The sequence below is a fragment of the Nocardia sp. NPDC060259 genome (assembly GCF_042728775.1).
Classification (GTDB): domain Bacteria; phylum Actinomycetota; class Actinomycetes; order Mycobacteriales; family Mycobacteriaceae; genus Nocardia.
In genome coordinates, this window is record NZ_JBHXAY010000093.1 from 1 (window position 1) to 25,972 (window position 25,972).

Genomic DNA, 25,972 nt, shown 5'->3' on the forward strand with positions numbered 1-25,972 from the left:
GGACTTACGGCCGGTGGCCCGCGGCTGTGCCGTCCTGCTCATGGACGGTGAGCAACAGATGATCGAAGCGGGCGCGGGTCGGCGCGTCGGCGCCGCCGAGCGCGGTCACCGCCGGCATCAGCGCCTCGCAGAGATCGCGCAGTTTGGTGTTGGTCTCCTGCGAACGCCAGCGCAACACCCGGAAGGCCTGCTCGGCCGAGATGCCGTACACCGTCATCAACGCGCCCTTGGCCTGCTCGATCAGCGCGCGGGCCGCGACGATCTCCGGCACCGCCTCCTCGATGGTGTCGCGGCGTTCGTCGTCGACGGTGTCGGTGACATCGATGTAGAAGCCCTCGGTACCGGTCACCGTGCCGGTGGTATCACGCATCTGATCGCCGACGACCAGCACGTGGCGGACGGCGCCGGTGGTGTCGACGAGGCGATGGTGGCTGCTGAAGGGCAGTCCGGTGCTCACGACCTGGGCGAGCGTGTCGGCGACCTCGGCGCGGTCGTCGGGGTGCTTGTGCGCCAGCAGCAGTTCCGTCGTCGGTGTCACCGAGCCGGGGGCGTATCCGTGCAGCGCCGCGACCTCGTCGGACCACTCCCAGCGCTGCTCGGCCAGCCAGAACCGGAAACGTCCTGTTCGTTTCGACCCGGGAACGTCGGGTGTCAGCCTGGACTCGTCGCGCACCGCACTATCTTGCCCTGCCCGGTACCCGCTGTACACGGATCGTGCGTCACCCGGCGGAGTCGGGCAGCAGTTCCGCGATCAGCGGGCGAGGGCGAAGATCACCGCGATCAGTCCGGCCATGGCGACGACCTCGCCGACCAGGTCAGGAGACGTCGGGCCCTAGATCGCGCCTGATGCGCGTGACCATGCCTTTCGCGAATTGCCTGCCGAGGGCCGGGGAGATTCGCTCCAGGTACCAGAGCATCTTTCCCCACTTGGGCACCACGATGATCGCCTCTCCGCGAAACACCCCATGCAGTGCGCGTTCGGCGAGCTTCTCCGGCGCCAGCGGCCGAAACCGCTCCCAATAGCCGAGGATCTTCTCCTCGCTGACGCCGTTCATGTTGATCCGGCCGTACTTGCCGCCGGTCAGAATCGGGGTCCGGATCACACCGGGGCACAGCACCGACACCTGCACGCCGTGCCGCTGCGCTTCGGCGCGCAACGTCATCGACAGGGCGACGACAGCATGCTTGGTGGCGCAATAACTGCCTTGTCCCGCCGTGGTGATGAGCCCGGCGATCGAGGCGGTATTCACGATGTGTCCCGAGCGCTGCTCGATCATGACCGGGTAGACAGCCTGGATGCCGTAGGCGACACCGCGCAGGTTGACGTCGATGACGTCGTTCCAGTCATCGAGTGAGTAGGAGTCGATCTCACCGCCCACCCCGATGCCCGCGTTGTTGAACAGGTAGTCGATCCGGCCCGACTGCCGCACGATGTCGTCGACGGCTTGCTGGAACGACGGGTAGCTGCGCACGTCGACCTCGATCGCGTGCGCCTTGCCGCCGCGGCTGCGCAGGCGGTGCGCCAGCTCCTCGGCGGCCTCCCGTTGGCGATCGGCGAGCCACACCTCGGCGCCCCCGTCTGCCAGCGCCTCGGCGAGCGCGGCTCCGATGCCGGAAGCACCTCCGGTCACCACTGCGATCTTCCCTGACGCGCTGGTCGCCATACCGCGGAATTGTATTCCGCCATTCCGCGCCGAGTCCACCATTCAGCCTCGGCGCAGCGCGGTGCGCAGGCCGCGCCGGATCGGTCCCGGCTCGGTGGGCGCCGTGGCGGCGAACTTGCGTTCGGAGGCCGTTTCGGGGGCGTCGTCGCTGGTCGCGAGGAGGAACGAGTCGGGGAGGGCGAGTTTGTTGATGGTGCGCAGGCTCAGCAGGTACTGCCGGGGCAGCGGGCCGGTGGTGTAGGGCAGGTCGTACTTGTCGCACAGTGCGCGCACCCGCACCGCGATCTCGGCGTAGCGGTTGCTGGGCAGGTCGGGGAACAGGTGATGTTCGATCTGATGCGAGAGATGGCCGCTGAGGAAGGCCATGACCGGCCCGGCGTCGAAGTTGGCGGTGCCGAGCATCTGGCGCAGATACCACTCGCCGCGGGTCTCGTGCTCGATCGCGGCGGGGGTGAATTTCTCTGCGCCGTCGGGGAAGTGGCCGCAGAAGATGACGACGTAGGCCCAGAGGTTGCGCAGCGCGTTGGCGGTGATGCCTGCGGTGAGGGTGCGGCGCCAGTGCCGTCTGCTGAGGAGGGGGAAGAAAAGATAGTCCTTGGCCGCCTGCCTGCCGATCTTGCGGACCAAGGCCCTGGTGTGCGCGGCCTTCTCGGCGTCGGTCGGCGCGCGGTCGCGCTCGGAGTACAGGCCGTGCAGGGCGATGCCCCACTCGAAAGTGGCTGCCAGGAAGAGGTTTTGGAGTGGTTGCAGGAGCAGGCGCGGGCGCCACTGCTGATCCCTGGTGACGCGCAGGACGCCGAATCCGACGTCGTCGTCCATGCCGACCACGTTCGTGAACATGTGATGGCGGTAGTTGTGCGAGTACCGCCATTGCGAAGACACCCCCGCCATGTCCCATTCCCAGGTGCGGGAATGGATTTCGGGATCGTTCATCCAATCCCATTGGCCGTGCGACACATTGTGCCCGATCTCCATGTTCTCGATGCTCTTGGCCGTGGCCAGCGCCGAGGTGCCCGCCAGCCAGCCCAGCCGCGACCCGGTACAGGCCAGCAGCGCTCGCGCGCTCGCGTCGAGGATGCGCTGGAACGCGATCGTGCGCCGGATGTAGTCGGCGTCGTGCGTGCCGCGCCGGTCCTCGATGTCGCGGCGAATCGCATCGAGTTCCTCGCCGAGCGCGTCGACATCGGCTCTGCTCAGGTGCGCGTAGACCGCGACTTCGGTAATGGCCATAGGGTCCTCGCCTGGTCGTAGCACCGATTCTACGGACTTCTACAGCGATCGTCTACAACGTAGACAAACGATATAGACGTCCACGGAACCTGCCGTGAGACGCGGTCGGGGTCAGAAGGCCGGGTCGGGGAGCGTCGCGGTGAGGCCGGTGAGCAGGATGTCGAGGCCGCGTTCGAGTTCGGCGGCGCCGTCGTAGGCGGCCAGCGTCGGGGCGAGCTCGCGCACCAGCGGGAACTCGGTGATCGGCAAGCGGTGCAGGCCGAGACGCAGGACCTCGTCGGATTCCTCCGGCCGCTCCACCACTTCCTGGAGCTCGTTGAGCACGTGACCGTAGAGGAAGCCGAACAGGGCGCGGTAGACGTGCAGCGCGTCGGCGCCGGTGAAACCGGCCCGGGTGAGCAGCTGCAGGATGTGCTCGAGCGGGCGGACCACCGCGACCGGGCGCATGCCGAGCGGCGTCGACAACGGCCGGGTCACCAGCAGTGGAACGACATTCGGGTGCGCGAGCGCCACCGCGCGGAACGAGCGGGCCACCGCGCGCAACTGTGCCGCCCAGTCGGGGTCGTCCGCGTCGACCACCAGCTGTTCGAACACCAGCTCGGCCACGCCGTCGAGCACGGCGGCCTTGTTCGGCAGGTGCCGGTAGATCACCATCGGGTCGCGCCCGACGGCCTCGGCCAGCCTGCGCATCGATAGCCCGTCGACGCCGTCGCGATCGACGATCATCAGCGCGGCGGACAGTACAGACTCCCTGGTCACCGTGCTGACGGGACGGCGGGCACCATCTGTCGAATCCTCGGCCATGGCGGCACCTCCGTCTGTTGGTTGTAGTTGTCAGTGTAGACCTACAACGTTGACAAGGGTGGGACATCGGCGTCTACTTGAGTGGTACAGGTCCCCGGAGCTGATACCGATTCCTCGGATCCCGGACGAAAGGACCGAACATCATGCGCATCCGCGAAGATCATCGATCCGGCCCTGCCGCGGCTCCCGCCCGCCATCAAGTACCGCCGCTGTACACGCCGCGGCTGCGGATGCGGGCACGCTCCTCGGCGGATCGATACATCGACGGCGCATGGTGGCCACGGTCGGACGACCTGGCCGCCGAACTGCCCGATCTGCTCGCGGTGCTGAGCGTGCGGCTCGGCCCGGTCTGGCGCGTCGTCTACGACCCGTCGTGCTGGGTGCAGGCGCCCGCCCGGATCACGGTCGCGGGGGAGACGGTCCGGCTCGATTCCTACCACTTCGAACTGTGGAACACGATGTATGTGTTCGGCCGCGACGCGAGCATGCTCGTGCTCCAGGTGATCCCCGCCGACACCGACGAACGCGTCGCCCACGAGGCCCTGATGGCCGCCGCATCCGATGCCGCCGAACCCGAGGCGCCCCCGGAACCCCCGGAGCGTCCGCGCCACATCACCAACCACCAGGCCATGGGCGCGCCCGAACAGGACCGGCAGCCGTTCGGCCTCCCGACCCGCACCCCGCGACTGCTGTTGCGCGCCCACGAAAGTCACGCCGAACTGTTCGACGGCGCCTGGTGGCCGCGGACGGCGAATCTCACCGCCGAACTCCACGACCTGATCAGCGCCCTCACACCCCGCCTCGGCCGGACCGCGCGAATCAGCTTCGACTGGAACGCGGCCAGCCGCAACCAGCGCCGCATCGACCACCCCGACGACGTCGACCCGCAAGTCCCCGACGTCGACCAGCTCCCCGACACCATGCACCTCGTCGGCGTCGACGGCGTCCACCTCACCCTGCTGGTGATCGCGGCCGACACCCCACCCGACGTCGCCGACGCCCAGCTCCTGCACGCCGCAGGCCGGGTCGCCCACGACCCACCAGCACCGGCTGACCACGCGCCATGAGTGCTCGGCGCTGTCAGTCGGGCCGCCGCCCCGGCTGTGACCCGCTCGAGCGGTGACGCCCCGCCCGGCGGGACCGGGCGGGGCGGCGGTTTCCTTCGTTCAGGCGGCGATGGCGCGGCGGCGGGGTTCGAGTGCCGCGGCGACCAGGTAGCTGCCACCGCCGGCGATGGCCAGCACCCAGTAGGGGCTCGCGCCGTCGAGGAACAGCGCGGCCGAGGAGGTGAGGGCCAGCCAGGCGCCGAGGGCGTATTGCAGGACGTCGCGGTAGGCGGCCCCGCCTGCGAGGTAGAGCAGGCCGACGATGAGGCCGGAGCCGGTCGGCCACAGCAGCATCTTCAGATCGTCTTGTGCCAGTGCCGAACTCAGCGCGGTGATGACGAAGAACAGCGCGCCGAAACCGATCAGCCAGGACACGGCGAGCAGATTGCCGACCACCGCGTCCTTGCCGGTGACACCGCGCTGGGCCTTCATCGTCACGATGCTGGTGACGACCATCGCGATGGCCAGCCCGGCGATCAGCAGCACGCTCGGCACCGCGGCGGGCAATCGCAGGACGGGATCGTCGCCGTGGGACAGGGCATACGCGCCGTGACCGAGCAGCCACGCCATCCCGAAACTCAGGTAGGACGGACGGTTGTCGAGCAGAACGCGCAGCGCGGACGGACGGGTCTCGGTGGTGGAAACATGCTGGGACATAAGGGTTCTCCTGTGCGGTGGTGGTGAATCAGGGGACGATGACGACTTTGCCGACGACGGTGCTCGACTCGGCGAGTTCCATGGCGCGGGCCGCTTCGGCCAGCGGGACGCGGGCGGCGACCTGAGCGCGCAGGTCACCGCGCGCGGCGAGATCGAAGACCTGGCTCAGGTCCTCGGTGATACGGGCGCGGAAGCCCGCCCGGTTGCGCTTGCCCGCCCACAGATTGAAGAAATGCGCACTGCGCTTGTTGGGCAGTACATTCCACAGCAGGATCCGGCCGAGCAGCTTCAGCACCGGCAGCCGCGAGTTGCCCGCGTCGTTCTTGGTGGCCGCTGTGCCGTAGGAGACCAGCGTGCCGTGCGGCGCGAGCAGCGCGAACGAATCGGTGATGCCGGGGCCGCCGACATGATCGAACACGGCGTCGACGCCGTCGGGGGCGATCGCCCGCACCTGCCGCGGCACATCGCCGCGATAGTCGACCCAGCTCGCGCCGAGCGCGCGCACGGCCTCGGCATTGCGCGCCGACGCTGTCCCGATGACGTGAATTCCGTTGGCGCGGGCCAGCTGGACGAGCGTCGAGCCGACCCCGCCGTTGGCGCCGTGCACCAGCACGGTCTGCCCCGGCCGCACCTTCGCGGTCCGGAACAGCATCTGCCAGGCCGTGATCCCGTTGACGACAAAGGTTTCCGCCTCGGCGGCATCGAGCGCCGCGGGCACCGTCACCAGGTCGGCAGCGTCGAGCACGGCATGGCTGGCCCAGCCGCCGATCTTGGTCAGCGCGGCGACCCGGGTGCCGATCAGCGCCGGTTCGACACCGGCCCCGACCGCGGTGACCGTGCCGACCAGGTCGTAGCCGGGTACGAAGGGAAAGGCGGGCTGGTCGTAGTACTTGCCGCGCCGCATCTGCTGCTCGGCGAAGGAGACACCGCTCGCCTCGACCCGGACGAGTGCTCGCCCGGCGCCGGGCGCGGGCAGATCGCGCCGGGTAACCAGCAGGCCCTCGGGTTCGACGCGGCCGGGCAGGACGATTTCGGTGGCGGTGGTGGACATGAGAACTCCTAGTGTGTGACTGGTCAATCACTCGATGGGTCGAAAAAATGCCCCGCGAGGGGGCGGTCAAGGGTCAGTGGGCGTGGGGGTGGCGGATGCCCGCGGTGACGATCTTGGCCCAGGGGCTGTCGTTGCCGTCCAGGCCGAGTGTGGTGATCAGGTGGCAGAGCTGCCCGAAGGCGATGAACCGCTGGACGTACTCGTCCGCGGCGCCCGAGCGCTGTTTGGCGAGGTCGGTCACCCTGGCCAGCCCGTCCCGCATCGCCGCGCCGATTTCCGGCACGTCCGCCACGGATTGCGCGTGGACCTGCAGCATCAGCAGGCTCTTGTCGCCGATGAGCTCGGCGTAGGCCCCACCCATGTCGTACAGGATCTGCTCGGGACTCTCTGCATTCGACCGCGCCGCACCCGCCGACATTGCCGCCACGATCCGATCGAAGCACCGCTCGAGCGCCGCGACGAACAGCGCGACCTTGCCGGGAAACAGCTTGAACACGTACGCGGGCGAGATCTGAGCCGTCGCCGCCACCGTACTGATCGGCGTGCCGTGATAACCGGTCCTGGCGAACTCGATGATCGCGGCATCGACAACGGCATCGCGCCGCAGATCCGATCGGGAGAGGGTGACTCCGCTCTTGCTCATGTGAGTGACCGTACACTCACTCTTTTGGCGGTGTCAACCCCCGGCGGTGCGAAGCTGTTCACCCGTTCCGGGTGATGTCGCGACCAGCCCGCGGGTGGTTCGCTTGGCCTCGGAACTCCGTGCCCCGCCCAGGGAGGAATGTTTGTGAGTGCGTACCCGCCGATCGCTGAGCAGTGATCCGGTGTCGCGGACGAGTGGTCCCGACGTCAGGAGCGCCCCGCGCGGGGTGCTGATACCACTGGCGTTGGCGCAGTTCATCTGTAGCTTCGCGGGCTCGAACGACCTCGACATCACGGTGCAGGGCGTGCAGGTGGCGATCACGATCTTCCTGCTGGTGATGGCCGCGTTGATGATTCCCGGTGGCAAACTCACCGAGCGATACGGACGTCAACGCTGCTTTCTGGCCGGACTGCTGGTGTACGGCATCGGCGCACTGCTCAGCGCGGTGGCGCCGGGGCGGCTGTCGGGCCTGTCCCGCAGCGTGTCGAATCTCGGCTCCTCCCTCGGCACCGCGCTGACCGGCACCATTCTCGTCGCCGGTCTCACCGGCCACGCCTACGCCGCCGCGATGATCACCCTCGCCGGCATCGGGGTCCTCGGCTTCATCGCCGCCACGCTCCTTCCTGACCGCACCATCACCGATCCCGTGTCATCCGGTACCGCCGAGAGCTAGGAGTTGTCATGCCGAAGTTGGAGATCAAGAGAAAGTCCGAACTCTCTCGAAAAGAGGTGTCCGAGCGGCTGATCGCGATAGGCAAGGCGCTGGCGAGCGGCTCGGAGGTGGAATTCGGCTCGGAGGGCGATTCGCTCGAGATCGTCGTCGCCGACCGGGTCAGCTGGGAATTCGAGATCGAGGTCGACGGTACCGAGACCGAAATCGAAATCGAGATCACATGGCGCGACGATCCGGTCGCTACACCGCCGGAACCGAAAGCCGCGGCTCCGGCCAAAACCACGCGTCGTACACGTGCTCGTAAACCGCCCGCCAAATAGTCGACGATCGGCGCCGTCGTGCTGAATCCTCGTGCTGGGCTCAGCCCGGTGAGATCGGCTCGAACGAACGGATCTCGTCGGCACCGGGGCCCACCACCCCCGCCGACGATTCCGGCATTTCGTTCCACGCGCCCGGCAGGTCGCGCAGCGGCTCCGAGACCACGAGTCGGGTCTCGGGGCCCAGCCTGCGCAGCACCTCGACCTCGGGGTGCAGCGCCCGCAACGCGGCCATCTCGGTCGAGAAGAACAGCGACCGCGATCGCCGCTCGCTGGAATAGCGGAAGACCAACAGGAATTCGCCGTCGGTTGTCGCGACCGTCATCTGCACCGGATGGTCGACTCCGTGCGCGTGCCCGACGTCCTCGACGAAACCGACCGCACGGGCGACAGCACCGAGGGGATCGTCGACGAGACCGAACGTCAAGGCCAGGTAGAACAGGGTTTCGGAGTCCGTCGAACCCTCGATGTCGGCGAAGAGCGCAGGTTCGACCGCCGCCAGCAGGTCGCGCCGGGTCTCGTGGAAGCCGCGCAGGGCGCCGTTGTGCACCCACAACCACCGCCCGTGCCGGAACGGGTGACAGTTGCTGCGTTGCACCGCCGTCCCGGTCGAGGCTCGAACATGCGCGAGCAGCATCGGTGTGCGCACCTGACCCGCGATCTCCCGCAGATTGAGATCGTTCCAGGCTGGTTCGATGCTCTTGTACACCGCGGGCTCGGCACCGAGGCCGTACCAGCCGAGACCGAAGCCGTCACCGTTGGTGGTGGTCGCGCCCAGACGTGAGTGCAGACTCTGGTCGATCAGGGAGTGTTCAGGGCGGAACAACAGATCCTCGGCGAGGATCGGCTCACCCGAGTACGCCATCCACCGGCACATGAATCCATTCAAGCAGAACGGAACCGCCGGCGATAGCTGTCAGATTGCCGCGTCGGCGAGCATTGTCCGGACGATGGCTGCCCACTCACGCAGGGTGGTACGGGCCGATTTCTCGGACGTGTGCAGGACCCGGCCTGCCACGGTGCCGCGCAGCACGGTGATGGTGAGATCGCGGATCACCGGGTAGCGCGGATGCGCCACCACTTCCGGGCCGAACAGTTCGTCGACGACGCGGACGAGGTCGCGGCCCGCGGCGCGTTCCGCGTGCTGGAGTGCGGCGGCCAGATCTGGGTCGGTGCGGGCGGCCGCCCACAGCTCCAGTTCGGCTTGCGCGGCCGGGCGGGTCATCGACTCGTAGAGAGCCGCCAGCGCCCGGTCGACCGGGTCGGCGTCCGCGTCGAACCGCGCCGCCGCCGCGAGCGCCGCCTGTTCGTTGCGCTGGACCAGGTTCTGCACCAGGGCTTTCGACAGTTCGGCGATGGTCGGGAAGTGGTGCAGCAGCGCGCCGCGGCTGAGCCCGGCCGCTTCCTGGACGGCGACGGTGGTCAGCGCGGAGTAGCCGCGCCGCACCAGCAGGTCGGTCGCCGCGTCGAGGATGCGGGCGCGGGTGGCCTGCTTCTGTTCTTCGCGCGTTGCCAACTCGGGCCCTTCTCGTCGTCGGCCGACGATTTCACAGTCACTATTGACTGTCAATGCTCCGACCCGCCATGCTTTCGACAGATTCTCCATCCCGGCACCTCGAATCCAGAAGGACCCCACCGTGTCGAACAGCAGCACGAACTCCGGCGGCCAGCCCGCGCCCTGGTACGAGAACTGGACCGAAGGCCCCGATTCGCCGTGGCGGCATCGCCCTGATCCGGACTTCGAGCGCGAGTACGCCACGCTCACCTACGAGCGGGACGGGCGGATCGCCAGGATCACCTTCAACCGCCCGGACAAGGGCAACGCGATCACCCCGCACACCCCGCGAGATCTGGCGCACGCCGTGGAACGAGCCGACCTGGATCCACGCGTGCACGTCATCGTGGTGTCCGGACGCGGCAAAGGGTTCTGCGGCGGCTACGACCTCGATATATTCGCCGAGCAGGGCTTCGCGGGCGCGGACGGTCCGGACGAGGTCACCGGGACCGTGCTCGATCCGGTGGTCAACGCCGTCAACCACGATCCGCAGGGCATCTGGGACCCGATGATCGACTTCGCCATGATGAGCAGGTTCACCAAGGGATTCGCCAGCCTCATGCACGCGAACAAGCCGACCGTGGCGAAACTGCACGGCTTCGCGATCGCGGGCGGCACCGACATCGCGCTGCACGCCGACCAGATCATCTGCGCCGACGACACCAAGATCGGCTACCCGCCCACCCGGGTCTGGGGCATCCCCGCCGCGGGCATGTGGGCGCACCGCCTCGGCGACCAGCGCGCCAAGCGCCTGCTGTTCACCGGCGACTGCATCAGCGGCAAGCAAGCCGCCGAATGGGGTCTCGCGGTCGAATCCTGGCCCGCCGACGAACTCGACGACCGCACCGAAGCCCTGGTACAGCGCATCGCCCGCATGCCGGTCAACCAGCTCATGATGGCCAAACTCGCGCTCAACTCGGCCCTGCACACCCAGGGCGTCGCCAACTCGGCCATGGTCAGCACCGTCTTCGACGGCATCTCCCGCCATACCCGCGAGGGCTACGCCTTCCAGACGCGCGCCGCCACAGCCGGTTTCCGCGAAGCGGTCCGCGAACGCGACGACCCGTACGGCGACCACAAGCGCGCCCAGTTCGAGCGCTGATCCGCGGCACTCAGGGAGTTCCTTGGTGTACACCGCGCGCACGTTCTCGCCGATGGCGAACTTGTCGAACTGGTGTCCCGGCGCGATGATCGGCACCTTGCCCGAGGCCAGCGGCCCCACATCACCCGTCCCGGATGAACTCCGGGATCGATTCACACAGGCGCGTTGCGCCACCAGCGCTCGTAGAGGTCCTGGCCCGAGGTGCCGCCTGCGACGCCCATCGCGCAGTTCTTCCGGGTCGGGTCGTCGAAGCGGAGCAGGAGCTCACCCGTCAGGCCTGCCACGTCGGTCTTGTCGTTCCAGGTGATGTGGCCCTGACCCGTCGGTCGGGTCCAGTTCTCTTCGCCGATGAATGTCGCATCCGGTGCGGGGTCGAATTCGTCGGCGGGTTTGCCGATTCCGCACCGCACCACGATGCGGAACACCGGATCGCGATTGCCGTTGCACGCCAACGCGTTCATCGAATCCCGCGTCTGCCGCACGTCGATGGGCCGGTCGCCGTCGACCGCGACGCAGCGCAGGCCCTGGTATCCGCTGTCCGCCTGCGTTGCCGGGAGCAGTTGCGGGAACGCTTTGACCACCCATTCGTGGGCAGCCCAGGAGTTCGGATCGGCCTGCGCGGACGGTGTGCTGGACGGAGCGTTCGACGACGTCGCCGAATCCCGTGTCACCACAAAGGCACTCGCGATCGCCACCGCGGCCACCAGGGCGAGTGCCCCGACCCAGAGACCGGCTTTACCCTGCCGTCCCGGTCGTTGCGCGGTCGAACCGGGATCCTGGCCGACCCCGAGCGCGGTCGCCGCCGCGGTGGCGAGCGCACCGCAGCTCGGGTAACGCTGCGCCGGATCCTTGGCGAGCGCACGGGCGATCACCGCATCGATCCCGCCGGGCAACTCGGGGACGGTGGCTCTCGGTCGCGGCGGCGGATCCTGCAGATGCGCCACGATCACCGCATCCATCGTCGCGCGCGGGAACGGTTTCGCGCCGGTCAGCAGTTCGTGGAGGGTGCAACCCAGCGAGTAGACATCGGCGCGATGATCGATCGCCGCGCCGGTCAGCTGTTCCGGCGCCGCGTAGGCGACGGTCGCCAGGATCGATCCAGCCTGGGTCAGCGCCGTGGTCGCGGCCACCGCCTTGGCGATGCCGAAATCGGTGAGTGCGACGCGGTCCTGTTGTCCTGGTATCGATTCGACGAGGATGTTGGCCGGTTTGACGTCGCGGTGCAGCATCCCCGCCCGATGCGCGTGATCGAGCCCGCGCCCGACGGCGGCGACGATGTGCGCCACCCGTTCCGGAGGCAGCGCCGCGCGGTCGCGGATCAGGGTGGCGGCATCGGGCCCGTCCATGAACCGCATCGCGATCCACAGCCTGCCGTCCTCGACGCCGCGGTCGTAGACGCCGATGATGTTCGGATGATCCAGCCGGGCGGCGAGTTCGGCCTCGCGGATGAAACGCGCCCTGAACTCGGGATCGGCACTGTATTCCGCCGACAGCACTTTCACCGCGTCCAGCCGCGGCAACCGGGGATGCGCCGCCACATAGACCGTGCCCATACCGCCGCTGCCCAGCACCCGCTCGATGCGGTACCCCGCGAAGATGGTGCCCGGCAGCAACTTCCGGCTATCCACTGTGCACCAGCAGCGCGTATTGGGCCGAGATCAGCTGATGGACCTCCGTCGGATTCCGGCCGACGAGGGCAGCGGTGTACCGGCCGTACAGGACATGGCAGCGCGCCTGGGCGGGCCACTGCGGTTGCTGATCGAGGTTGTAGCAGTACACATCCGGCACTCCGGCGGGTGTGTCGAGCTGCCTGGACTGGTCGGCCGCGCGCATCTCCTCGCTGAACACCCGGCGCGCGCTGACCGCGTCCGGAAACCGTTCGAGCAGATTGTGGTGGTTCATGGCGACGAGTTCGATCGGTTCCTTGAAACCGAGGTACTTCATCAGCCGGGTGGCACGCGGGCCGAACACCACCCCGCTGATGCGCAGCGTGGACGACCAGCCCGCGTTGGCGTCGATGTCGGTGGCGATCACCGTCGGATACGACCAGTGCCCCGGCCCGTAGGGCAGCAGCCGTGACAGCATGCCCTCCCGATCCAGGGGCAGTTCGGCGAATCGGTCCGGCGCGGTCGCCGGGAAGTCACGCAGTCTGGGCAGCTGGACGTCGAATGTCTTGCGCACGAGCCCGGTCAGCACGGCCTGATCCGGTGTGGTGTGCGCGGCGAGCACGCTGACGACGAAGGACCCCTGCGCGATCGTCGCGGCCATGGTCGGCACCGCGGGACGCCAGTGCACGAACGCCGCGGGATACTCCGCGATCCGGACCGCCACATTGTCCGGGCTGATCGCGGCATCGGTGGCGTTCATCTGCCGCGCGGCCAGCTGTGCCCGCATCTCGTCGGGGAAACGCAGCAGCAGCACCGTGAGCAGGCGTCCCGCGCCGATGGCCGGCGCCTTGCCACGGAAGTCGACGTCGCTGCCGCTGACCGCGAATCCGGCCAGCATGCCGTGTGATTCGAGCACGTCACGGACGGGCTCGGCCAGAATTCCGGCCGCTTTCAGCGGGGTCGGCAACGGCGCGGTCCGGTTCGCGACATCCTTGGTCAACGACGGATCCACCTCGACCGGATCGAGCGCGGCTTCGCCCATCCGCACCGATTCCAGCACCCGCCCGTCCTTCTCGGTCCCGGCACGCGACGGTGTCAGCGGGTCGACGCTGTTGGCTCCGACGTCGAGCGCCGCCAGGTCCAGGCGTTGCGGAGCCGGCTCGCCGGCCCGCACGCATCCGCACAGCACGATGATGGCCGCGGCAAGTACCGCCACGGCTCGAAGGCTGTCATAGCGGCGCATCCGGCCACCACCGTTCTCTGAGGATGGAGCCGGAGATGTCGCCGCTGACGCGAAGGCGGCAGAAGTTGCGATCCGGCCCGTCGAACATCACGTCGAGCCTGCCGGTGGTCGCGCCGTCGTTCGTGGTGACCGTTCCCCACCGCACCCGCCCGGTGGAAGCGCCGCGCGTCCACAACTCTTCCCCCTCCAGCTGGACCATCGGGGTCCACTCGGCGATCGGGGTGCGGTCCCAGTTGCAGACGACGGAGAGCACGTCGACCGGGTCGCGGTCGCCGAGACAGCTCACCCCACCGACCTCGACCGGCTGATCGAAGGAGATGAAGTTCTGGTTCTCGTCGGCGTACAGGCAGGTGTTGAGTTCCTGGTAACCGACGGCGCCGGGCGCGACCGGCAGCAGGTTCGGGAAGGTCTCGGCAACGAGGGCGGCCGCACCCCAGGCCGACGAATTCGTGGTCACCCCGGTGGGGGCGCTCTCGGCCGACTCCGCCGAATCGCCGCGACCGATGCCGACCGCCAGCGAAACACCCACCGCGACAACCGCGATCGCCGCACCGGCCAGAATTCCGCGACGGCGCACCGAACCGGTCTCGGTTCCGCCGCCGATCTCGGCAACCAACGCCGCGTGCGCGGCCGCGGCCAGCGCGCCGCAGTTCTGATAGCGGTCCGCGGGATCCTTGGCCAGCGCCGTGGCGAGAACCGAGTCCAATCCCGCTGGTACCCGGCGGTTTTCGACCGACGCCCGGGGCGGCTCGTCGTAGAGGTGCGCGTACATCACCGCCGCCGGGCTGTCGCGCGGATACGGCACCGTCCCGGTGAGCAGCTGATACAGCGTGCAACCGAGCGAGTACACATCGGCCCGATGATCGACCGCGTCGCCGCTGATCAGCTCGGGCGCCGCATAGGCCAGCGTCGCGGAGAATCCCGCGCCCTCGGACAGGGTGCCCGCACCGTCCGCGGTGCGCGCGATACCGAAGTCGGTGACCAGCACCCGATCCGGCTGCCCCGGTTCTTCGGCGAGCAGCAGATTCGCGGGCTTCACGTCACGATGCTGCAAGCCGACCCGATGGATCTCGTCGAGCCCGTTGGCGGCCTCGGTCAGGATCCGCAGCGCGCGCTCGACCGGGACCGCCGCGTCGCGCCGGATCAGTTCGGCGACATCGCCACCGTCGACGTACTGCATCGCGATCCACAGGCGGCCGTCGTGCTCACCCCGGTCACGCACCGCGACCACATTCGGATGCTGCAGCCGCACCGCGACTTCGGCCTCGCGCAGGAACCGCGCCCGGAACTCCGCGTCACCGGCGTGCCGGTCGGACAGGATCTTCAGCGCGTCGTGCCGCGGCAGGCGGGGATGCCGCGCCAGATACACCTCACCCATGCCGCCCGCGCCGAGCCGGCGCTCGATGCGGTACCCGGCGAAATCCATGCCGTCAGAAGGGTGCATCAGGCCACCACCGGTCATACAGTTCCTGCCCCGTGCCCGCACCGACCACGACGACCATGCAGAAGTTGCGTGTCGGCTCGTCGAAAGACAGTCCGAGGACGCCGCGCTGCCCCATGGACGCCGTCATGGTCGACCATTTCACGCGGCCGCGCCCGGACGCGCGTTCCCAGCGCTGATCGCCGAGGACGACGACCCCTTCCTCGTCCACCAGGTGATAGGTGCTGCGGTTCGCCGAACACTGCACGTCCACATCCCGGATCGGGTTCTGGTTGCCGGTGCACCGGATGTGCGCGACATGGTCCGGGGCCCGGTCGAGGTCGGCGGCCTCGCCGGTGCCGCCGACGATGGCGGCGCACCGGATGCCCTGATGCCCGGTCCGGGTGGGCGTCGCGGGGAGCAGCTGTGGCAACGCGTCGACAACGAAGGCGTATCTGCCCCAGGTCAATCCGGCCCGGCCGGTCGGCGCAGGAGGACTTTCCGTGGAATCGCTCGAATCGCGGGTGGCCACTACGACACCCGCGATCGCCACCACCAGGGTGACGGCCACCGTGGCGGCGACGGTGTACCACCGTGCGCGGCGTGCCGGCTTCGGCGCCGGTACACGGACTGTGGTCCGCGGCGGCTCGGCCGGTGCGGGAATGCCGGCCGCCCGGACCGCGAAAGCCGTCTGATCCACCGGCTGTCCGAAGGCGCTCGCTGTCGCCGCCGCCAATGCCCCGCAGGACGAATAGCGCTCGTCCGGGTTCTTCGCCATGGTGCGCGCGATCACCGCGTCGATGGCGGGTGGCAGATCCGGCCGCAGCGCGCCTGCGCTCGGTGGCGGCTCCAGCAGATGCGCCTGGATGACCGCGACCACCGAATCGCGGGGGAACGGCTTGGCGCCGGTGAGCAGTTCGAACAGCGTGCAGCCGAGGGCGTAGACGTCGGCGCGGTGATCCACCTGCCGGTCGGCCAGTATTTCCGGCGCGGCATAGGCGAGCGTCGCCACGACGGCCCCCACCTCGGTGAGCGCGGTCCCGTCGCCCGCGGCCCTGGCGATCCCGAAATCGGCGACCAGTACGCGATCAGGCACGTCGTCGAGCTGTTCGATCAGGATGTTCGCCGGTTTGACGTCCCGGTGCAGCATGCCGGATCGGTGCGCCTCGTCCAGGCCACGCGCCGTCTCGGTGACGATGTGCACCGCGCGCTGCGGCGGCAACGCGCCGTCGCGGCGGAGCAGACCGGCCGCGTCGACACCGTTCACGAACTCCATCGCGATCCAGAGCTGACCGTGCTCGACACCGCGGTCGTGTACCGCGACGATGTTCGGATGATCCAGCCGGGCGGCCAGCTCCGCCTCGCGCAGGAAACGGGCCCGGAATTCGTCGGCGGCGCCGCAGTTCTCGGGCAGGACCTTCACCGCGTCCTGGCGCGGCAGGCGCGGATGCCGGGCGACGTACACCGTGCCCATCCCGCCGCGTCCGAGCACCCGCTCGATCTCGTATCCTGCGAAAAAGGTTCCGGTGGTGAGTGTTTCGACCATTCATCTACTCGCTGTTCACCAGCAGCGCGTACTGCGCCGCAGCTCGTTGCTGCACATCCCGGTAGTCCCGGCTGAAAACCAGTGCGACATAACGCCCGTGCCTGAGCAGGCAGCCGAACTGGTTCATCGACGCGGTGGACTTCAGCGACTCCGTGCAACGGACGTCGACGAGACCGGTCGGTGCCGCGACGTCCACCCGACCCTCGGCGGTGGTGAGACGTGCGAAGAACTTGGTCGCCGTCGCCGCGTCGGCGAAGCGCATGAGCCGGTCGAAACGATTGAGGCCGAGCAGTTCGATCCGCTCTGCGGAGGGCCCGTTGAAGCGTTCGGTCCCGCGCGGCCCGTACACGAAGCCGCGAGCCTGCACCAGGCTGTTCCAGCCCGCGTTCTCGCCGAAGTCGCCCAGAATCACCACCGGGAACGGCCAGCGCCCCGGCGCTTCCGGGACCATCCGGCCCAGTATGCCGTCGCGATCCAGCGCCAGGTCGGCGAATTTCTCGGGCTGGGTCACCGCGAAATCGCGGAGCAATGGCAGCTGTACGTCGAAAGTCTTGCGCGCCACCGAGACCAGGGCGTCGTGATCGGGGGAGGTGTGTCCGGCGAGCACGCTCACCACGAACGAATCCCGCGCCACCGTGGCCGCGATGGTCGGTTCCGTCGGACGCCAATGACCGCGTGCGGTCGGGTGTTCGGGAATCGTGACGGCGACATTGCCTGCGGCCAGGGCGGCGTCGACGGAGTCGATCTCCGTGGCTGCCCGCTGTGCCGCGGCGGAATCCGGGAATCGCAACAGGATGACCTGGAGCAGCCTGCCGCCACCGATCGCGACCTGGCCCGGTGTATCGGTGGAGCCCACGCTGAAGCCGGCGAGCATGCCGTGCCGTTCGAGGACGGCGCGGACCGGATTGGCCAGCAGCGCGGCCGCTTTCGCTGCGGTCGGCAGGGGGACAGCCCGGGAGGTGAGCCCGTATCGCAGGGCCGGGTCCACGTCGGCGGGATTGGCCATGACCTCCGCCATCCGCACCGACTCGAGGACCCGGCCGTGATAGTCGCTGCCGTGCGCGGGCGCGAGCAGCGGCGTGCGGCTGTACGGGCCGACATCGAGTGCGGCGGGGTCGGGCACGGGAGCCGGATCGCCCGCCACCGTGCAGCCCGAGGTCACCGCCAGCACCACACCCAGCGCCAGGAGCATGCGCACGAGCTTCACAACGGGGCCTCCGTCCACCAGCGTGCCCGCAGATCCGCGCCCGACGGCGCCCCGGTGACGACGATGTAGCAGAAATCGTGTCCCGGATCGTCGAAGTACAGCCGCAGGTACCCGACTTCCGCGGACATATAGCCGAGGTAGGTTCCCCAGTGCAGCGTGCCCGCGCCAGAAGGGCGAGTCCACTGCTCGTCGCCCTCGGCACGATCGAAGGTGACCGGCGGGGCGATCGGGGAACGGTCCGCGTTGCACACCACCTCGACCGTCTGGACGGGTTCCCGGTTGCCGTTGCAGACGACCCGTCCGGTCGGGACGAGGACATCGACCGAGACGTCCCGCATGTTCTCGTCGATCGGCCGGCACCCCCAGATCTCTTGGTAGCCGGTGCCGAACTGCGAGGCGGGCAGCAGCGTGGGAAAAGCCTGCGCGAGATAGGTATACGCGCCCCACGACACCGCGTCCACGTTGGTCTGCGGGCCGAGCGTGGTCGCGTTCGGCGAGGATCCGGAACCGTCGCGGCCCAACCCGACCGCCGCTGTTGTCGCCGCGATCAGCGCGACAGCCAGCGCGGATCCGATCAACAGCCGACGCCGCCGGGTAGCCGGGCGCGGCAGCCGCGGCGCCGCCCCGAGCCGGACCGTCGACTGCGCCGCCGCGTGTACCGCGGCAGCCAGCGCGCCGCAGCTCGCGAACCGGTCGGCGGGATTCTTGGCGAGCGCGGTGGCGATCACCTCGTCGAATCCTGGTGGCGCACCCGCGCTTTCCGGTGGGGGAGGGGGCTCGTTCAGGTGCGCGTATATCACCGCGGCCGGGGTGTCGCGGGCGAACGGCACCGACCCCGTCAGCAGCTCGTACAGCACACAGCCGAGCGCGTACACGTCGGTCCGATGATCCACCGGCCCACCGCTGATCTGCTCCGGCGCGGCGTAGGCCGGCGTCGCGCTGAGCCCGCCACCGGTCGACATCGTGGGTTCGTCGGTGGGCCTGGCGATGCCGAAATCGGTGACCAGCACCCGGTCCTGGCGGCCGTCCTGCTCGGCGACCAGGATGTTGGCCGGCTTCACATCCCGGTGCAGCAGGCCCTTACGGTGCAGCGTGTCCAGGCCTTTGGCGACCTCGGTGACGATCCTGACCACCCGGTCCAGCGGCAGCGCCGCGGGTCCGCGCCGGATCAGCTGCGCGAGGTCGACGCCGTCGACATACTGCATCGCGATCCACAACCGGCCGTCGTGCTGGCCGCGGTCGCGCACCGCGACCAGATTGGGATGGTGCAGCCGCGCCGCGATCGTGGCCTCGCGCAGGAAGCGCGCGCGGAAGACCGGATCGCCGGTGTGCCCGTCGGCCAGGATCTTCAGCGCGTCCTTGCGGGGCAGTCGTGGATGCTGGGCGAGAAACACCGTGCCCATGCCACCCATACCGAGGCGTCGTTCTATCCGATACCCGGCGAAATCCATGCCATCAGTGACAGTCAACCGCACTGCCTTCCCCGACCGAACAGCACCGGGACCCTTCCGGCGCGTGCCGGCCGTCCTCCGCGAGGTCATGCGATGAGGCGCAACCGTTTCGGATCGGAGCAGCCGACGGGGGCGACTATAACCCCTCCACGCTTCTCTATAGCGTAGGTATACATCGTTGACACCGTGGGGATCGCGGCGAAGACTTGGTGGCACACCGAGGCCTGCGGAAGAAGTTCCACCATGCCGGACAACACCGTCTCCGGACAGTCCTACGACAACGCGTCCACGGCCGTCACCCGGGTGGCTCAGAACAGTGTCTTCGAACGATTCGCCCGCGCGGGCTTCGTCATGAGCGGCATCGTGCACCTGCTCATCGGTTATATCGCCATCCGGATCGCGCTCGGCGGCGCAGGGGGAACCACCGACCAATCCGGGGCCATGGCGGAGCTGGCAGCCAAGCCAGGTGGTGTCTTCGCGCTCTGGGTGGGTGTCGTCGCGTTCTCGCTGATGGCGCTGTGGCGATTCGCCGAAGCGGCCCTGGGCAGCTCGTCCGAACCCGAGGCCGACAGCAAGAAATCCGAAGCCTTCAACCGGGTCAAGGCATTCTCCCTGGCCGTCGTCTATCTGGCCTTCGCATTCTCCGCCTTCGGATTCGCCCGGGGCGGTGGTTCCTCCAGCAGCGAGCAGAGCACGGGGATCACCGCTCGCATGATGCAATCCACCGCGGGCACGATCGCCCTCGTCGCCGCCGGGCTGATCATCATCGCGATCGGCGGCTATCACGTCTACAAGGGCGCAACGCAGAGCTTCCTCGGCGACCTGAAAGGCCCGACCAGCGACCTTGTCCGCCGGCTGGGCACGGTCGGCTACATCGCGAAAGGGCTGGCCATCGCCGCCATCGGACTGTTGGTGATCGTCGCGGTCAGCCGATCCGAACCCGGGGAAGCCACCGGTCTCGACGGCGCGTTCAAAACCCTCGGGGCGCAACCCTTCGGAGCGGCGCTGCTGATCGCGGCGGGTCTGGGGATCATCACCTATGGCTTCTACAGTTTCGCCATGGCGCGCTACATCAAGATGTAGTCGTCTCGGCCGTCGTCACGGTGGTCGACACTCCGAACCCGAGTGCCGCGGTCGAAAGACCCACGGCTACTAGTCTTTCTGTCCATGGGGTCGACCAGCGGAAAGGCCGTGAATGCACCGGGCGCGAATTCCGCGGAGCGGTTATCGAACATGGTGGGGTGCAGCTATCGCGCCGAGGACGTCTACGTGGTGGGGCGGGAGAAGATCCGCGAGTTCGCGCGCGCTGTCCAGGACACGCACCCGGTGCACTGGTCGGAATCCGCGGGCGTGGAGTACGGCTACGGCGGGCTGATCGCACCGCTGACGTTCTTCTCCATTCCGGCCTTCCGGGCTCAGCTCGCGATGTTCGACGCTGTCGCCGGTGGCTACGACCTGAGCCAGATCATGCAAACCGATCAGGTGATCAACTACTACAAGCCGGTTCGTCCCGGTGACATCTTGTCCTTCGACGTCGGCCTCGAGTCGTTCCGCCAAGCCTTCGGCGGCGAACTCTTCGAGTTCAAGACGGTGATCACCGACCAGCACGGCAAGACGGCGATCATCTCGCGGACGAGTTTCGTCGGTCGATCCGCGGCCGCCGCGAGCGCGACTCCGTTCGGCGACAAGCTGGTGACGCAGGGTTTTCGCGACATCCGGTCGGCGACCGGCCTGGCGCTACGAGCATCCGATGAATCGCGCCCGGAGACCCTGCCGCAAGTCGAGCCGGGCGCGGGCAGCCACGCGCTCGCCTTCGAGACCATCTCGGTGGGCGACCAACTCCCATCGCGGCTCATCTCACTCACCCCCGGCGACCTGGTCAACTACGCCGGCGTGGCCGGGGACCCGAACCCCATCCACTGGCACGCCGAAGCGGCACACGCGGTGAACCTGGAAGCACCGGTCGCGCACGGCATGCTGACGATCGGCCTCGGCGCGGGATACCTCACCTCGTGGCTCGGTGATCCCGGTGCCGTCATCGAATGCGCGGTCAGGTTCACCAGCCCGGTCTACGTCACGAGCGCGGGCGCGTCCATCGAGTTCTCGGGAACAGTGAAGTCTGTCGATCCGCAACTCCGGACAGCCGTCCTGGCCATCACCGCCAAGTGCGAGGGACGCAGGATCTTCGGCCGCGCGACGGCCACGGTCCGCCTGCCCGCGGCGTGACGACCTCGCCAGGTACACAGACCGGGTTCATTTCGCATCCCCGGGACGAACCTGGCTCGCGTCCCGCATGTGCTCCGAATATGCTGTACTTCGTGTCGAATCTGCGGATCAGTGAAGTAGCTGCCTTGATGGGTGTCAGTGATGACACGGTGCGCCGGTATATCGACCAGGGCCGGCTCACGGCGATTCAGCTCGACAGCGGCCGCAAGGGTGTGGACGGGCGGGAGCTGGCGGAGTTTCTGCGGGAGGGCGCGGAGGCGCCCGATCCGGGAACCACCGTCGCGAGCTCGGCGCGGAACCGGATGCGCGGGATCGTCACGCGGATCGTGAAGGACACCGTGATGGCTCAGGTCGAGATGCAGGCCGGGCCGTTCCGCCTGGTGTCGCTGATGAGTCGCGATTCGGTCGACGAGCTCGGTCTCGAGGTCGGCAGTGTCGCGGTGGCCTCGGTCAAGTCGACTCATGTTGTTGTGGATATCCCGGAGATCTGATGAGGTTGAACATGATTCGTACAGTGCGCGCGGTCGCGGTGGTCGGTGCGGTGGCGCTGGCCGCGGTCGGCTGTGGGACCGACAAGGCCGACGAACCGGTAGCGGCGGGGGACAAGGTCACCGGCACTGTCACCGTCTTCGCCGCGGCGTCGCTGACCGAGACCTTCACCGAGCTGGGCAAGCAGTTCGAGGCGGCGCATCCCGGGGTGAAGGTGGTCTACAACTTCGGTGGCAGTTCGGCGCTGGCCGAGCAGATCAAGCAGGGCGCGCCCGCGGATGTGTTCGCCTCGGCCGCGCCGAAGAACATGCAGCAGGTCGTCGACGCCGGTGAAGTGACCGCGAAGCCGGTGATCTTCGTGCGCAACCGCCTCGAGATCGCGGTGCCCGCGGGCAATCCCGGCCATATCACCGGTCTGGCGGACTTCGGCAAGGCCGAGCCCAAGATCGCGCTGTGCGCCGAGCAGGTCCCCTGCGGTGCCGCGGCGAAGACGGTGTTCGACGCGGCGGGCGTCACTGCGCAGCCCGACACCCGCGAATCCGATGTGAAGGCCGTGCTGACGAAGGTAACCCTCGGCGAGGTCGACGCCGCGCTGGTCTACCGCACCGATGTGCAGGCCGCGGGGTCCAAGGTGGAGGGCATCGACTTCCCGGAGGCGGGCAAGGCCGTCAACGACTATCCGGTCGCGCCGCTGGCCAAGGCTCCCAATGCCGCGGCCGCTGCCGCGTTCGTGGAGTTCGTCGGCTCGGACCAGGCGCGTGCGGTCTTCACCAAGGCGGGATTCGATAACCCGTGACCCGCGTCGCACGGCGGGCGGTGACGGGGCGGCGTCCGCTGATCCTGATGGTGCCCGCCGTGTGCGGTGTGGTTTTCCTGACGCTGCCGCTGGTGGGGATGTTGCTGCGCGCGCCGTGGCGGACGCTGCCCGAGCGGCTGGTCAGCGCCGAGGTCGGGCAGGCGCTGCGGCTGTCGCTGGTCTGTGCCACCTCGGCGACCGTGGTGTGCCTGGTCCTCGGCATCCCGCTGGCGTGGTTGCTCGCGCGTGGTGATGTGCCCGGCCTCGGGTTCGTGCGCGCGCTGGTCACGGTGCCGCTGGTGCTGCCACCAGTGGTCGGCGGTGTGGCGTTGCTGCTGGTGCTGGGTCGGCGCGGCCTGGTCGGCCGGTATCTCTACGAGTGGTTCGGGTTCTCGTTGCCGTTCACCACCGCCGGGGTGATCGTGGCCGAGGCGTTCGTCGCGATGCCGTTCCTGGTGATCGCGGTCGAGGGCGCGCTGCGCGGCGCGGATCCGAGGTATGAGGAAGCGGCCGCGACACTCGGTGCGTCGCGGTGGCTGACCTTCCGCCGGGTCACATTGCCCTCGGTGATGCCCGGCGTGGTGGCGGGTGCGGTGCTGTGCTGGGCCCGCGCGCTCGGCGAGTTCGGCGCGACGATCACCTTCGCCGGGAGTTTTCCCGGCACGACCACGACCATGCCGCTGGCTGTCTACCTCGCCCTGGAAACCGACCCCGAGGACGCGATCGTGCTCAGTGTCGTGCTGCTCGCGGTGTCGGTGGCCGTGCTCGCCGCGCTGCGGGACCGGTGGATACGAGGCCCGCTGTGACCTTGAACGCCGAAATCCGGATCACCCGTGCGTCTTTCGAGCTCGACATCGCCATCGAGGTCGCCAGGGGCGAGGTCGTGGCGCTGCTGGGGCCCAACGGCGCGGGCAAGACCACCGCCCTGCGTGCGCTGGCCGGGCTCACCCCGTTGAACGAAGGGCGGATCGTCCTCGACGACCACGTCTGGGACGCACCGCCGGACCGGTTCGTCCCGGCGGAACGACGTGAAATCGGCGTCGTGTTCCAGGACTATCTGCTGTTCGCGCACATGAGCGCACAGGAGAATGTCGCCTTCGGCCTGCGCGCTCGCGGACAGCACCGCACCGAGGCGCGCGAACAGGCCGCACGCTGGCTCGAACGAGTCGGGCTCGGTGCCCATCTGCACGCGAAACCCCGTGCGCTGTCGGGCGGTCAGGCACAGCGGGTCGCGCTGGCGCGTGCCCTGGCCACCGACCCGCGGTTGCTGCTGTTGGATGAGCCGCTCGCCGCACTCGACGCGGGCACTCGACTGCAGGTGCGGGCCGACCTGGCCCATCACCTCGCCGACTACCCCGGGCACACCGTCCTGGTCACCCACGATCCCTTCGACGCGATGGTGCTGGCGGACCGGCTGATCATCGTCGAGAACGGCGCCATCGTTCAGGAGGGTGCGCCGACCGACGTCGCCCGCAGGCCGCGGACCGATTATGTCGCCGACCTGGTCGGGCTGAACCTGTATCAGGGCACGGCACAGGGAAACTCGGTCGATCTCGGCGACGGCGCGGTCTTCACCGTCGCCGAACCCGCGCACGGCGCCGTCCACCTCGCCTTCGCTCCCACCGCGGTGAGCTTGTACCCGGAACGCCCCAGTGGCAGTCCACGAAACACCTGGCAGGTCATCGTCACCGGCCTCGAACAGCACGCGCACACCACTCGGGTCCGGCTGTCGGGCGCCCCGGCCGTTCTTGCCGAGGTCACCCCCGCCACCGTCGCGGACCTGCGCCTGCACAGCGGCTCCCAGCTGTGGGCCTCGGTGAAAGCGACCGAAATCCACACCTATCCGGCGTGATCGACACCGGCCGGAGCCTCGGCCGCCAGGACGTATACCCAGGCCTTCGCGCCTGAGCGCAGCGGCGTGGTCCTCAGTCGCAGAGCGCGTCACTGACCAGGTCGGCGGCTCTTGCTTCCTGCTCGATCATCTTCTCGGGCAGGGCCGTGGTCTGTGAGATGACGATGCTGCGTTTCCCGTCAGGGGTGACTCCGTCGCTGGTGATGAATCCGGCGTCGCCGCCACCGTGGCTCCAGTATTCGCCGCCGCAGGCGAGCGGGCGCTTGACCAGGCCAAGGCCGTATCGACCACCAGGCCAGAGCATCTCGACCTTCTCATCGATCTCCACGGTCGTCTGCATGTGCTCCAGCTCTGCGGGCCGCAGCAGTCTGCCGCCGAGCAATGCTCGGTAGAAGGTGTTCATGTCGGCGGTGGTGGAGATCAGATTCTCGGCGCCGTCCAGGATTTCGGTGGTGTCGACGAACTCGCTGCTGCCGGCGAACACCGAGTAGGCGCGGGCATGCGGGTCGGGCAGGGTGGTGCTCTGGCCCGGCCACACCGAATGCCGCATGTCCAATGGCCAGAAGATCCGATGGTCGATCTCGGCTTGCCAGCTGTTGCCGGTGATCTTCTCGATGACGGCCTCGGCGAGAAGGAAGTTCGTATTCGAATAAGCCCACCCCGCACCGGGTTCGAAAGCGGGGGCCATCGCCATGGCCCGCTTGATCAACTCGTCCCGGGAGTATGAGTCGAATCGGTGTTGCAGATACTGCTCTTTCGAATCGAAGCCGGGGTAGTCGTCCAGCAGCCCGCTGGTGTTCTGGAGCAGTTGGCGGATCGTGATCCTTCGGCCATCGATCTCGTGCCCCGCTCCGGTCCCCGTGACGACCCCGGGTAGATGCTTCTCCACGCTGTCGTCGAGGGACAACTTTCCTTCGCCGACGAGTTGAAGAACCACCGTGGCGACGATGGGCTTGGTGGCGCTGGCAATCCGGAAGTACCCGTTGCCCGGCACCGGCCGATTCGTCCCGACCTCGGCCGCGCCGCTGACGACGACCGAGCTCCGGCCCGTACTGTCCACCGCGCCGGCCTGCGCTCCGCTGACGCCGAGCGCCGTAATCGCATCCAGGCCTCGCTGGAGATCGGCCGAACTATCGCCAGGCGACGGCGCGCACGCCGGAACACAGAACACCAAGGCCGTGACCAAAGCCGCAGCGCCGCAAGTCAACAGACGATGACGAGCCACAGGGCGCCGTCGTTCCTCCCCAACGAACACAGTTCTCTCCTGACGTCACTCATGACGCTAGTGCCTCGTTCGGGACAGTGATGCGGCAATCGGTGCCGAGGTGACACC

At 68.4% G+C, this 25,972-nt stretch carries 26 protein-coding genes; 10 read left to right on the forward strand and 16 right to left on the reverse strand.

What is annotated here, in order from left to right:
• Positions 1 to 4: 4 nt before the first annotated feature.
• The 4 genes from ACFWF2_RS26430 to ACFWF2_RS26445 all read right to left on the reverse strand — a co-directional run bounded on the left by ACFWF2_RS26430 (position 5) and on the right by ACFWF2_RS26445 (position 3,698).
• On the reverse strand, positions 5 to 673 hold the full coding sequence (locus tag ACFWF2_RS26430) for a PAS and ANTAR domain-containing protein (RefSeq protein WP_379310145.1): 669 nt from the start codon (positions 671 to 673) through the stop codon (positions 5 to 7).
• 142 nt (positions 674 to 815) lie between these two features.
• A complete protein-coding gene (locus tag ACFWF2_RS26435; RefSeq protein WP_379310146.1) occupies positions 816 to 1,664 on the reverse strand; it encodes an SDR family NAD(P)-dependent oxidoreductase in 849 nt (282 codons plus the stop codon).
• Positions 1,665 to 1,706: 42 nt separating this feature from the next.
• A complete protein-coding gene (locus tag ACFWF2_RS26440; protein WP_379310147.1) occupies positions 1,707 to 2,894 on the reverse strand; it encodes a fatty acid desaturase family protein in 1,188 nt (395 codons plus the stop codon).
• 111 nt (positions 2,895 to 3,005) lie between these two features.
• A complete protein-coding gene (locus ACFWF2_RS26445) occupies positions 3,006 to 3,698 on the reverse strand; it encodes a TetR/AcrR family transcriptional regulator C-terminal domain-containing protein (protein ID WP_379310148.1) in 693 nt (230 codons plus the stop codon).
• A gap of 143 nt (positions 3,699 to 3,841) precedes the next feature.
• Here ACFWF2_RS26445 and ACFWF2_RS26450 point away from each other — a divergent pair, with 143 nt between their 5' ends.
• Positions 3,842 to 4,765, forward strand: coding sequence for a DUF5994 family protein (locus ACFWF2_RS26450; RefSeq protein WP_379310149.1), 924 nt, complete (start codon positions 3,842 to 3,844; stop codon positions 4,763 to 4,765).
• A gap of 99 nt (positions 4,766 to 4,864) precedes the next feature.
• Here the strand turns inward: ACFWF2_RS26450 and ACFWF2_RS26455 are convergent, their stop codons facing one another.
• From ACFWF2_RS26455 to ACFWF2_RS26465, 3 genes are all read right to left on the reverse strand, one after another.
• Complete coding sequence (locus tag ACFWF2_RS26455) at positions 4,865 to 5,461, reverse strand: ABC transporter permease (RefSeq protein WP_379310150.1); 597 nt, start codon at positions 5,459 to 5,461, stop codon at positions 4,865 to 4,867.
• A gap of 28 nt (positions 5,462 to 5,489) precedes the next feature.
• On the reverse strand, positions 5,490 to 6,512 hold the full coding sequence (locus ACFWF2_RS26460; RefSeq protein ID WP_379310151.1) for a medium chain dehydrogenase/reductase family protein: 1,023 nt from the start codon (positions 6,510 to 6,512) through the stop codon (positions 5,490 to 5,492).
• 73 nt (positions 6,513 to 6,585) lie between these two features.
• Positions 6,586 to 7,155 (reverse strand): TetR/AcrR family transcriptional regulator, encoded by a 570-nt coding sequence (locus ACFWF2_RS26465; protein ID WP_379310152.1) that lies wholly within the window; start codon positions 7,153 to 7,155, stop codon positions 6,586 to 6,588.
• A 226-nt stretch (positions 7,156 to 7,381) separates the two neighbouring features.
• Between ACFWF2_RS26465 and ACFWF2_RS26470 the strand changes: the two genes are divergently transcribed.
• Both ACFWF2_RS26470 and ACFWF2_RS26475 read left to right on the forward strand, forming a co-directional pair.
• Entirely contained in the window at positions 7,382 to 7,828 is a 447-nt protein-coding gene (locus ACFWF2_RS26470; RefSeq protein ID WP_379310153.1) for an MFS transporter, read from the forward strand.
• 8 nt (positions 7,829 to 7,836) lie between these two features.
• The gene (locus tag ACFWF2_RS26475) at positions 7,837 to 8,148 is read left to right on the forward strand and encodes an amphi-Trp domain-containing protein (protein WP_379310154.1); all 312 of its coding nucleotides are present in this window, start codon (positions 7,837 to 7,839) and stop codon (positions 8,146 to 8,148) included.
• A gap of 40 nt (positions 8,149 to 8,188) precedes the next feature.
• Here ACFWF2_RS26475 and ACFWF2_RS26480 read toward each other — a convergent pair whose 3' ends face one another.
• On the reverse strand, positions 8,189 to 9,010 hold the full coding sequence (locus tag ACFWF2_RS26480; protein ID WP_379310155.1) for a class II glutamine amidotransferase: 822 nt from the start codon (positions 9,008 to 9,010) through the stop codon (positions 8,189 to 8,191).
• 51 nt (positions 9,011 to 9,061) lie between these two features.
• Entirely contained in the window at positions 9,062 to 9,661 is a 600-nt protein-coding gene (locus ACFWF2_RS26485) for a TetR/AcrR family transcriptional regulator (protein ID WP_379310156.1), read from the reverse strand.
• A gap of 121 nt (positions 9,662 to 9,782) precedes the next feature.
• Between ACFWF2_RS26485 and ACFWF2_RS26490 the strand changes: the two genes are divergently transcribed.
• Positions 9,783 to 10,802, forward strand: a complete 1,020-nt coding sequence (locus ACFWF2_RS26490; RefSeq protein ID WP_379310157.1) for a crotonase/enoyl-CoA hydratase family protein — start codon at positions 9,783 to 9,785, stop codon at positions 10,800 to 10,802.
• Positions 10,803 to 10,954: 152 nt separating this feature from the next.
• Here ACFWF2_RS26490 and ACFWF2_RS26495 read toward each other — a convergent pair whose 3' ends face one another.
• Genes ACFWF2_RS26495 through ACFWF2_RS26520 form a run of 6 tightly spaced genes read right to left on the reverse strand, consistent with a single transcriptional unit; the run spans position 10,955 to position 19,294 of the window.
• On the reverse strand, positions 10,955 to 12,430 hold the full coding sequence (locus ACFWF2_RS26495; protein WP_379310158.1) for a serine/threonine-protein kinase: 1,476 nt from the start codon (positions 12,428 to 12,430) through the stop codon (positions 10,955 to 10,957).
• Positions 12,423 to 13,625 carry a hypothetical protein gene (locus ACFWF2_RS26500; RefSeq protein WP_379310159.1) on the reverse strand — a complete coding sequence of 401 codons (1,203 nt, stop codon included), beginning with the start codon at positions 13,623 to 13,625 and terminating at the stop codon, positions 12,423 to 12,425. The genes ACFWF2_RS26495 and ACFWF2_RS26500 overlap by 8 nt, the downstream gene beginning before the upstream one ends.
• Positions 13,626 to 13,638: 13 nt before the next feature.
• Positions 13,639 to 15,096 carry a serine/threonine-protein kinase gene (locus ACFWF2_RS26505; protein WP_379310160.1) on the reverse strand — a complete coding sequence of 486 codons (1,458 nt, stop codon included), beginning with the start codon at positions 15,094 to 15,096 and terminating at the stop codon, positions 13,639 to 13,641.
• Positions 15,083 to 16,618, reverse strand: coding sequence for a serine/threonine-protein kinase (locus tag ACFWF2_RS26510; RefSeq protein WP_379310161.1), 1,536 nt, complete (start codon positions 16,616 to 16,618; stop codon positions 15,083 to 15,085). Before ACFWF2_RS26510 ends, ACFWF2_RS26505 begins: the two co-directional genes overlap by 14 nt.
• A 4-nt stretch (positions 16,619 to 16,622) precedes the next feature.
• A complete protein-coding gene (locus ACFWF2_RS26515; RefSeq protein WP_379310162.1) occupies positions 16,623 to 17,825 on the reverse strand; it encodes a hypothetical protein in 1,203 nt (400 codons plus the stop codon).
• Positions 17,822 to 19,294, reverse strand: a complete 1,473-nt coding sequence (locus tag ACFWF2_RS26520) for a serine/threonine-protein kinase (protein ID WP_379310163.1) — start codon at positions 19,292 to 19,294, stop codon at positions 17,822 to 17,824. Before ACFWF2_RS26520 ends, ACFWF2_RS26515 begins: the two co-directional genes overlap by 4 nt.
• Before the next feature lie 225 nt (positions 19,295 to 19,519).
• On the opposite strand from ACFWF2_RS26520, the gene ACFWF2_RS26525 reads away from it, so the two are divergent.
• From ACFWF2_RS26525 to ACFWF2_RS26550, 6 genes are all read left to right on the forward strand, one after another.
• Positions 19,520 to 20,359, forward strand: coding sequence for a DUF1206 domain-containing protein (locus tag ACFWF2_RS26525; RefSeq protein WP_379310164.1), 840 nt, complete (start codon positions 19,520 to 19,522; stop codon positions 20,357 to 20,359).
• Between the two features lie 150 nt (positions 20,360 to 20,509).
• Positions 20,510 to 21,502, forward strand: coding sequence for a fused (3R)-hydroxyacyl-ACP dehydratase subunits HadA/HadB (locus ACFWF2_RS26530; RefSeq protein WP_379310165.1), 993 nt, complete (start codon positions 20,510 to 20,512; stop codon positions 21,500 to 21,502).
• Positions 21,503 to 21,594: 92 nt separating this feature from the next.
• On the forward strand, positions 21,595 to 21,993 hold the full coding sequence (locus ACFWF2_RS26535; RefSeq protein ID WP_379310170.1) for a molybdopterin-binding protein: 399 nt from the start codon (positions 21,595 to 21,597) through the stop codon (positions 21,991 to 21,993).
• A gap of 11 nt (positions 21,994 to 22,004) precedes the next feature.
• The gene (gene modA / locus ACFWF2_RS26540; protein ID WP_379310166.1) at positions 22,005 to 22,787 is read left to right on the forward strand and encodes a molybdate ABC transporter substrate-binding protein; all 783 of its coding nucleotides are present in this window, start codon (positions 22,005 to 22,007) and stop codon (positions 22,785 to 22,787) included.
• Entirely contained in the window at positions 22,784 to 23,593 is an 810-nt protein-coding gene (modB, locus tag ACFWF2_RS26545; protein ID WP_379310167.1) for a molybdate ABC transporter permease subunit, read from the forward strand. Before modA ends, modB begins: the two co-directional genes overlap by 4 nt.
• Entirely contained in the window at positions 23,590 to 24,639 is a 1,050-nt protein-coding gene (locus ACFWF2_RS26550; RefSeq protein ID WP_379310168.1) for an ABC transporter ATP-binding protein, read from the forward strand. Before modB ends, ACFWF2_RS26550 begins: the two co-directional genes overlap by 4 nt.
• 73 nt (positions 24,640 to 24,712) lie before the next feature.
• Here ACFWF2_RS26550 and ACFWF2_RS26555 read toward each other — a convergent pair whose 3' ends face one another.
• Positions 24,713 to 25,699 carry a serine hydrolase domain-containing protein gene (locus ACFWF2_RS26555; RefSeq protein WP_379310169.1) on the reverse strand — a complete coding sequence of 329 codons (987 nt, stop codon included), beginning with the start codon at positions 25,697 to 25,699 and terminating at the stop codon, positions 24,713 to 24,715.
• Positions 25,700 to 25,972 lie beyond the last annotated feature (273 nt).

Bases quoted from the DNA above. Each gene is read 5' to 3' on its own strand.
- ACFWF2_RS26530 (WP_379310165.1), top strand. From the start codon at position 20,510: ATGGTGGGGTGCAGCTATCGCGCCGAGGACGTCTACGTGGTGGGGCGG.
- ACFWF2_RS26465 (WP_379310152.1), bottom strand. From the start codon at position 7,155: ATGAGCAAGAGCGGAGTCACCCTCTCCCGATCGGATCTGCGGCGCGAT.
- ACFWF2_RS26505 (WP_379310160.1), bottom strand. From the start codon at position 15,096: ATGCACCCTTCTGACGGCATGGATTTCGCCGGGTACCGCATCGAGCGC.
- modA (WP_379310166.1), top strand. From the start codon at position 22,005: ATGATTCGTACAGTGCGCGCGGTCGCGGTGGTCGGTGCGGTGGCGCTG.
- ACFWF2_RS26440 (WP_379310147.1), bottom strand. From the start codon at position 2,894: ATGGCCATTACCGAAGTCGCGGTCTACGCGCACCTGAGCAGAGCCGAT.
- ACFWF2_RS26445 (WP_379310148.1), bottom strand. From the start codon at position 3,698: ATGGCCGAGGATTCGACAGATGGTGCCCGCCGTCCCGTCAGCACGGTG.
- ACFWF2_RS26455 (WP_379310150.1), bottom strand. From the start codon at position 5,461: ATGTCCCAGCATGTTTCCACCACCGAGACCCGTCCGTCCGCGCTGCGC.
- ACFWF2_RS26450 (WP_379310149.1), top strand. From the start codon at position 3,842: ATGCGCATCCGCGAAGATCATCGATCCGGCCCTGCCGCGGCTCCCGCC.
- ACFWF2_RS26475 (WP_379310154.1), top strand. From the start codon at position 7,837: ATGCCGAAGTTGGAGATCAAGAGAAAGTCCGAACTCTCTCGAAAAGAG.
- ACFWF2_RS26510 (WP_379310161.1), bottom strand. From the start codon at position 16,618: ATGGTCGAAACACTCACCACCGGAACCTTTTTCGCAGGATACGAGATC.
- ACFWF2_RS26435 (WP_379310146.1), bottom strand. From the start codon at position 1,664: ATGGCGACCAGCGCGTCAGGGAAGATCGCAGTGGTGACCGGAGGTGCT.
- ACFWF2_RS26525 (WP_379310164.1), top strand. From the start codon at position 19,520: ATGCCGGACAACACCGTCTCCGGACAGTCCTACGACAACGCGTCCACG.
- ACFWF2_RS26480 (WP_379310155.1), bottom strand. From the start codon at position 9,010: ATGGCGTACTCGGGTGAGCCGATCCTCGCCGAGGATCTGTTGTTCCGC.
- ACFWF2_RS26460 (WP_379310151.1), bottom strand. From the start codon at position 6,512: ATGTCCACCACCGCCACCGAAATCGTCCTGCCCGGCCGCGTCGAACCC.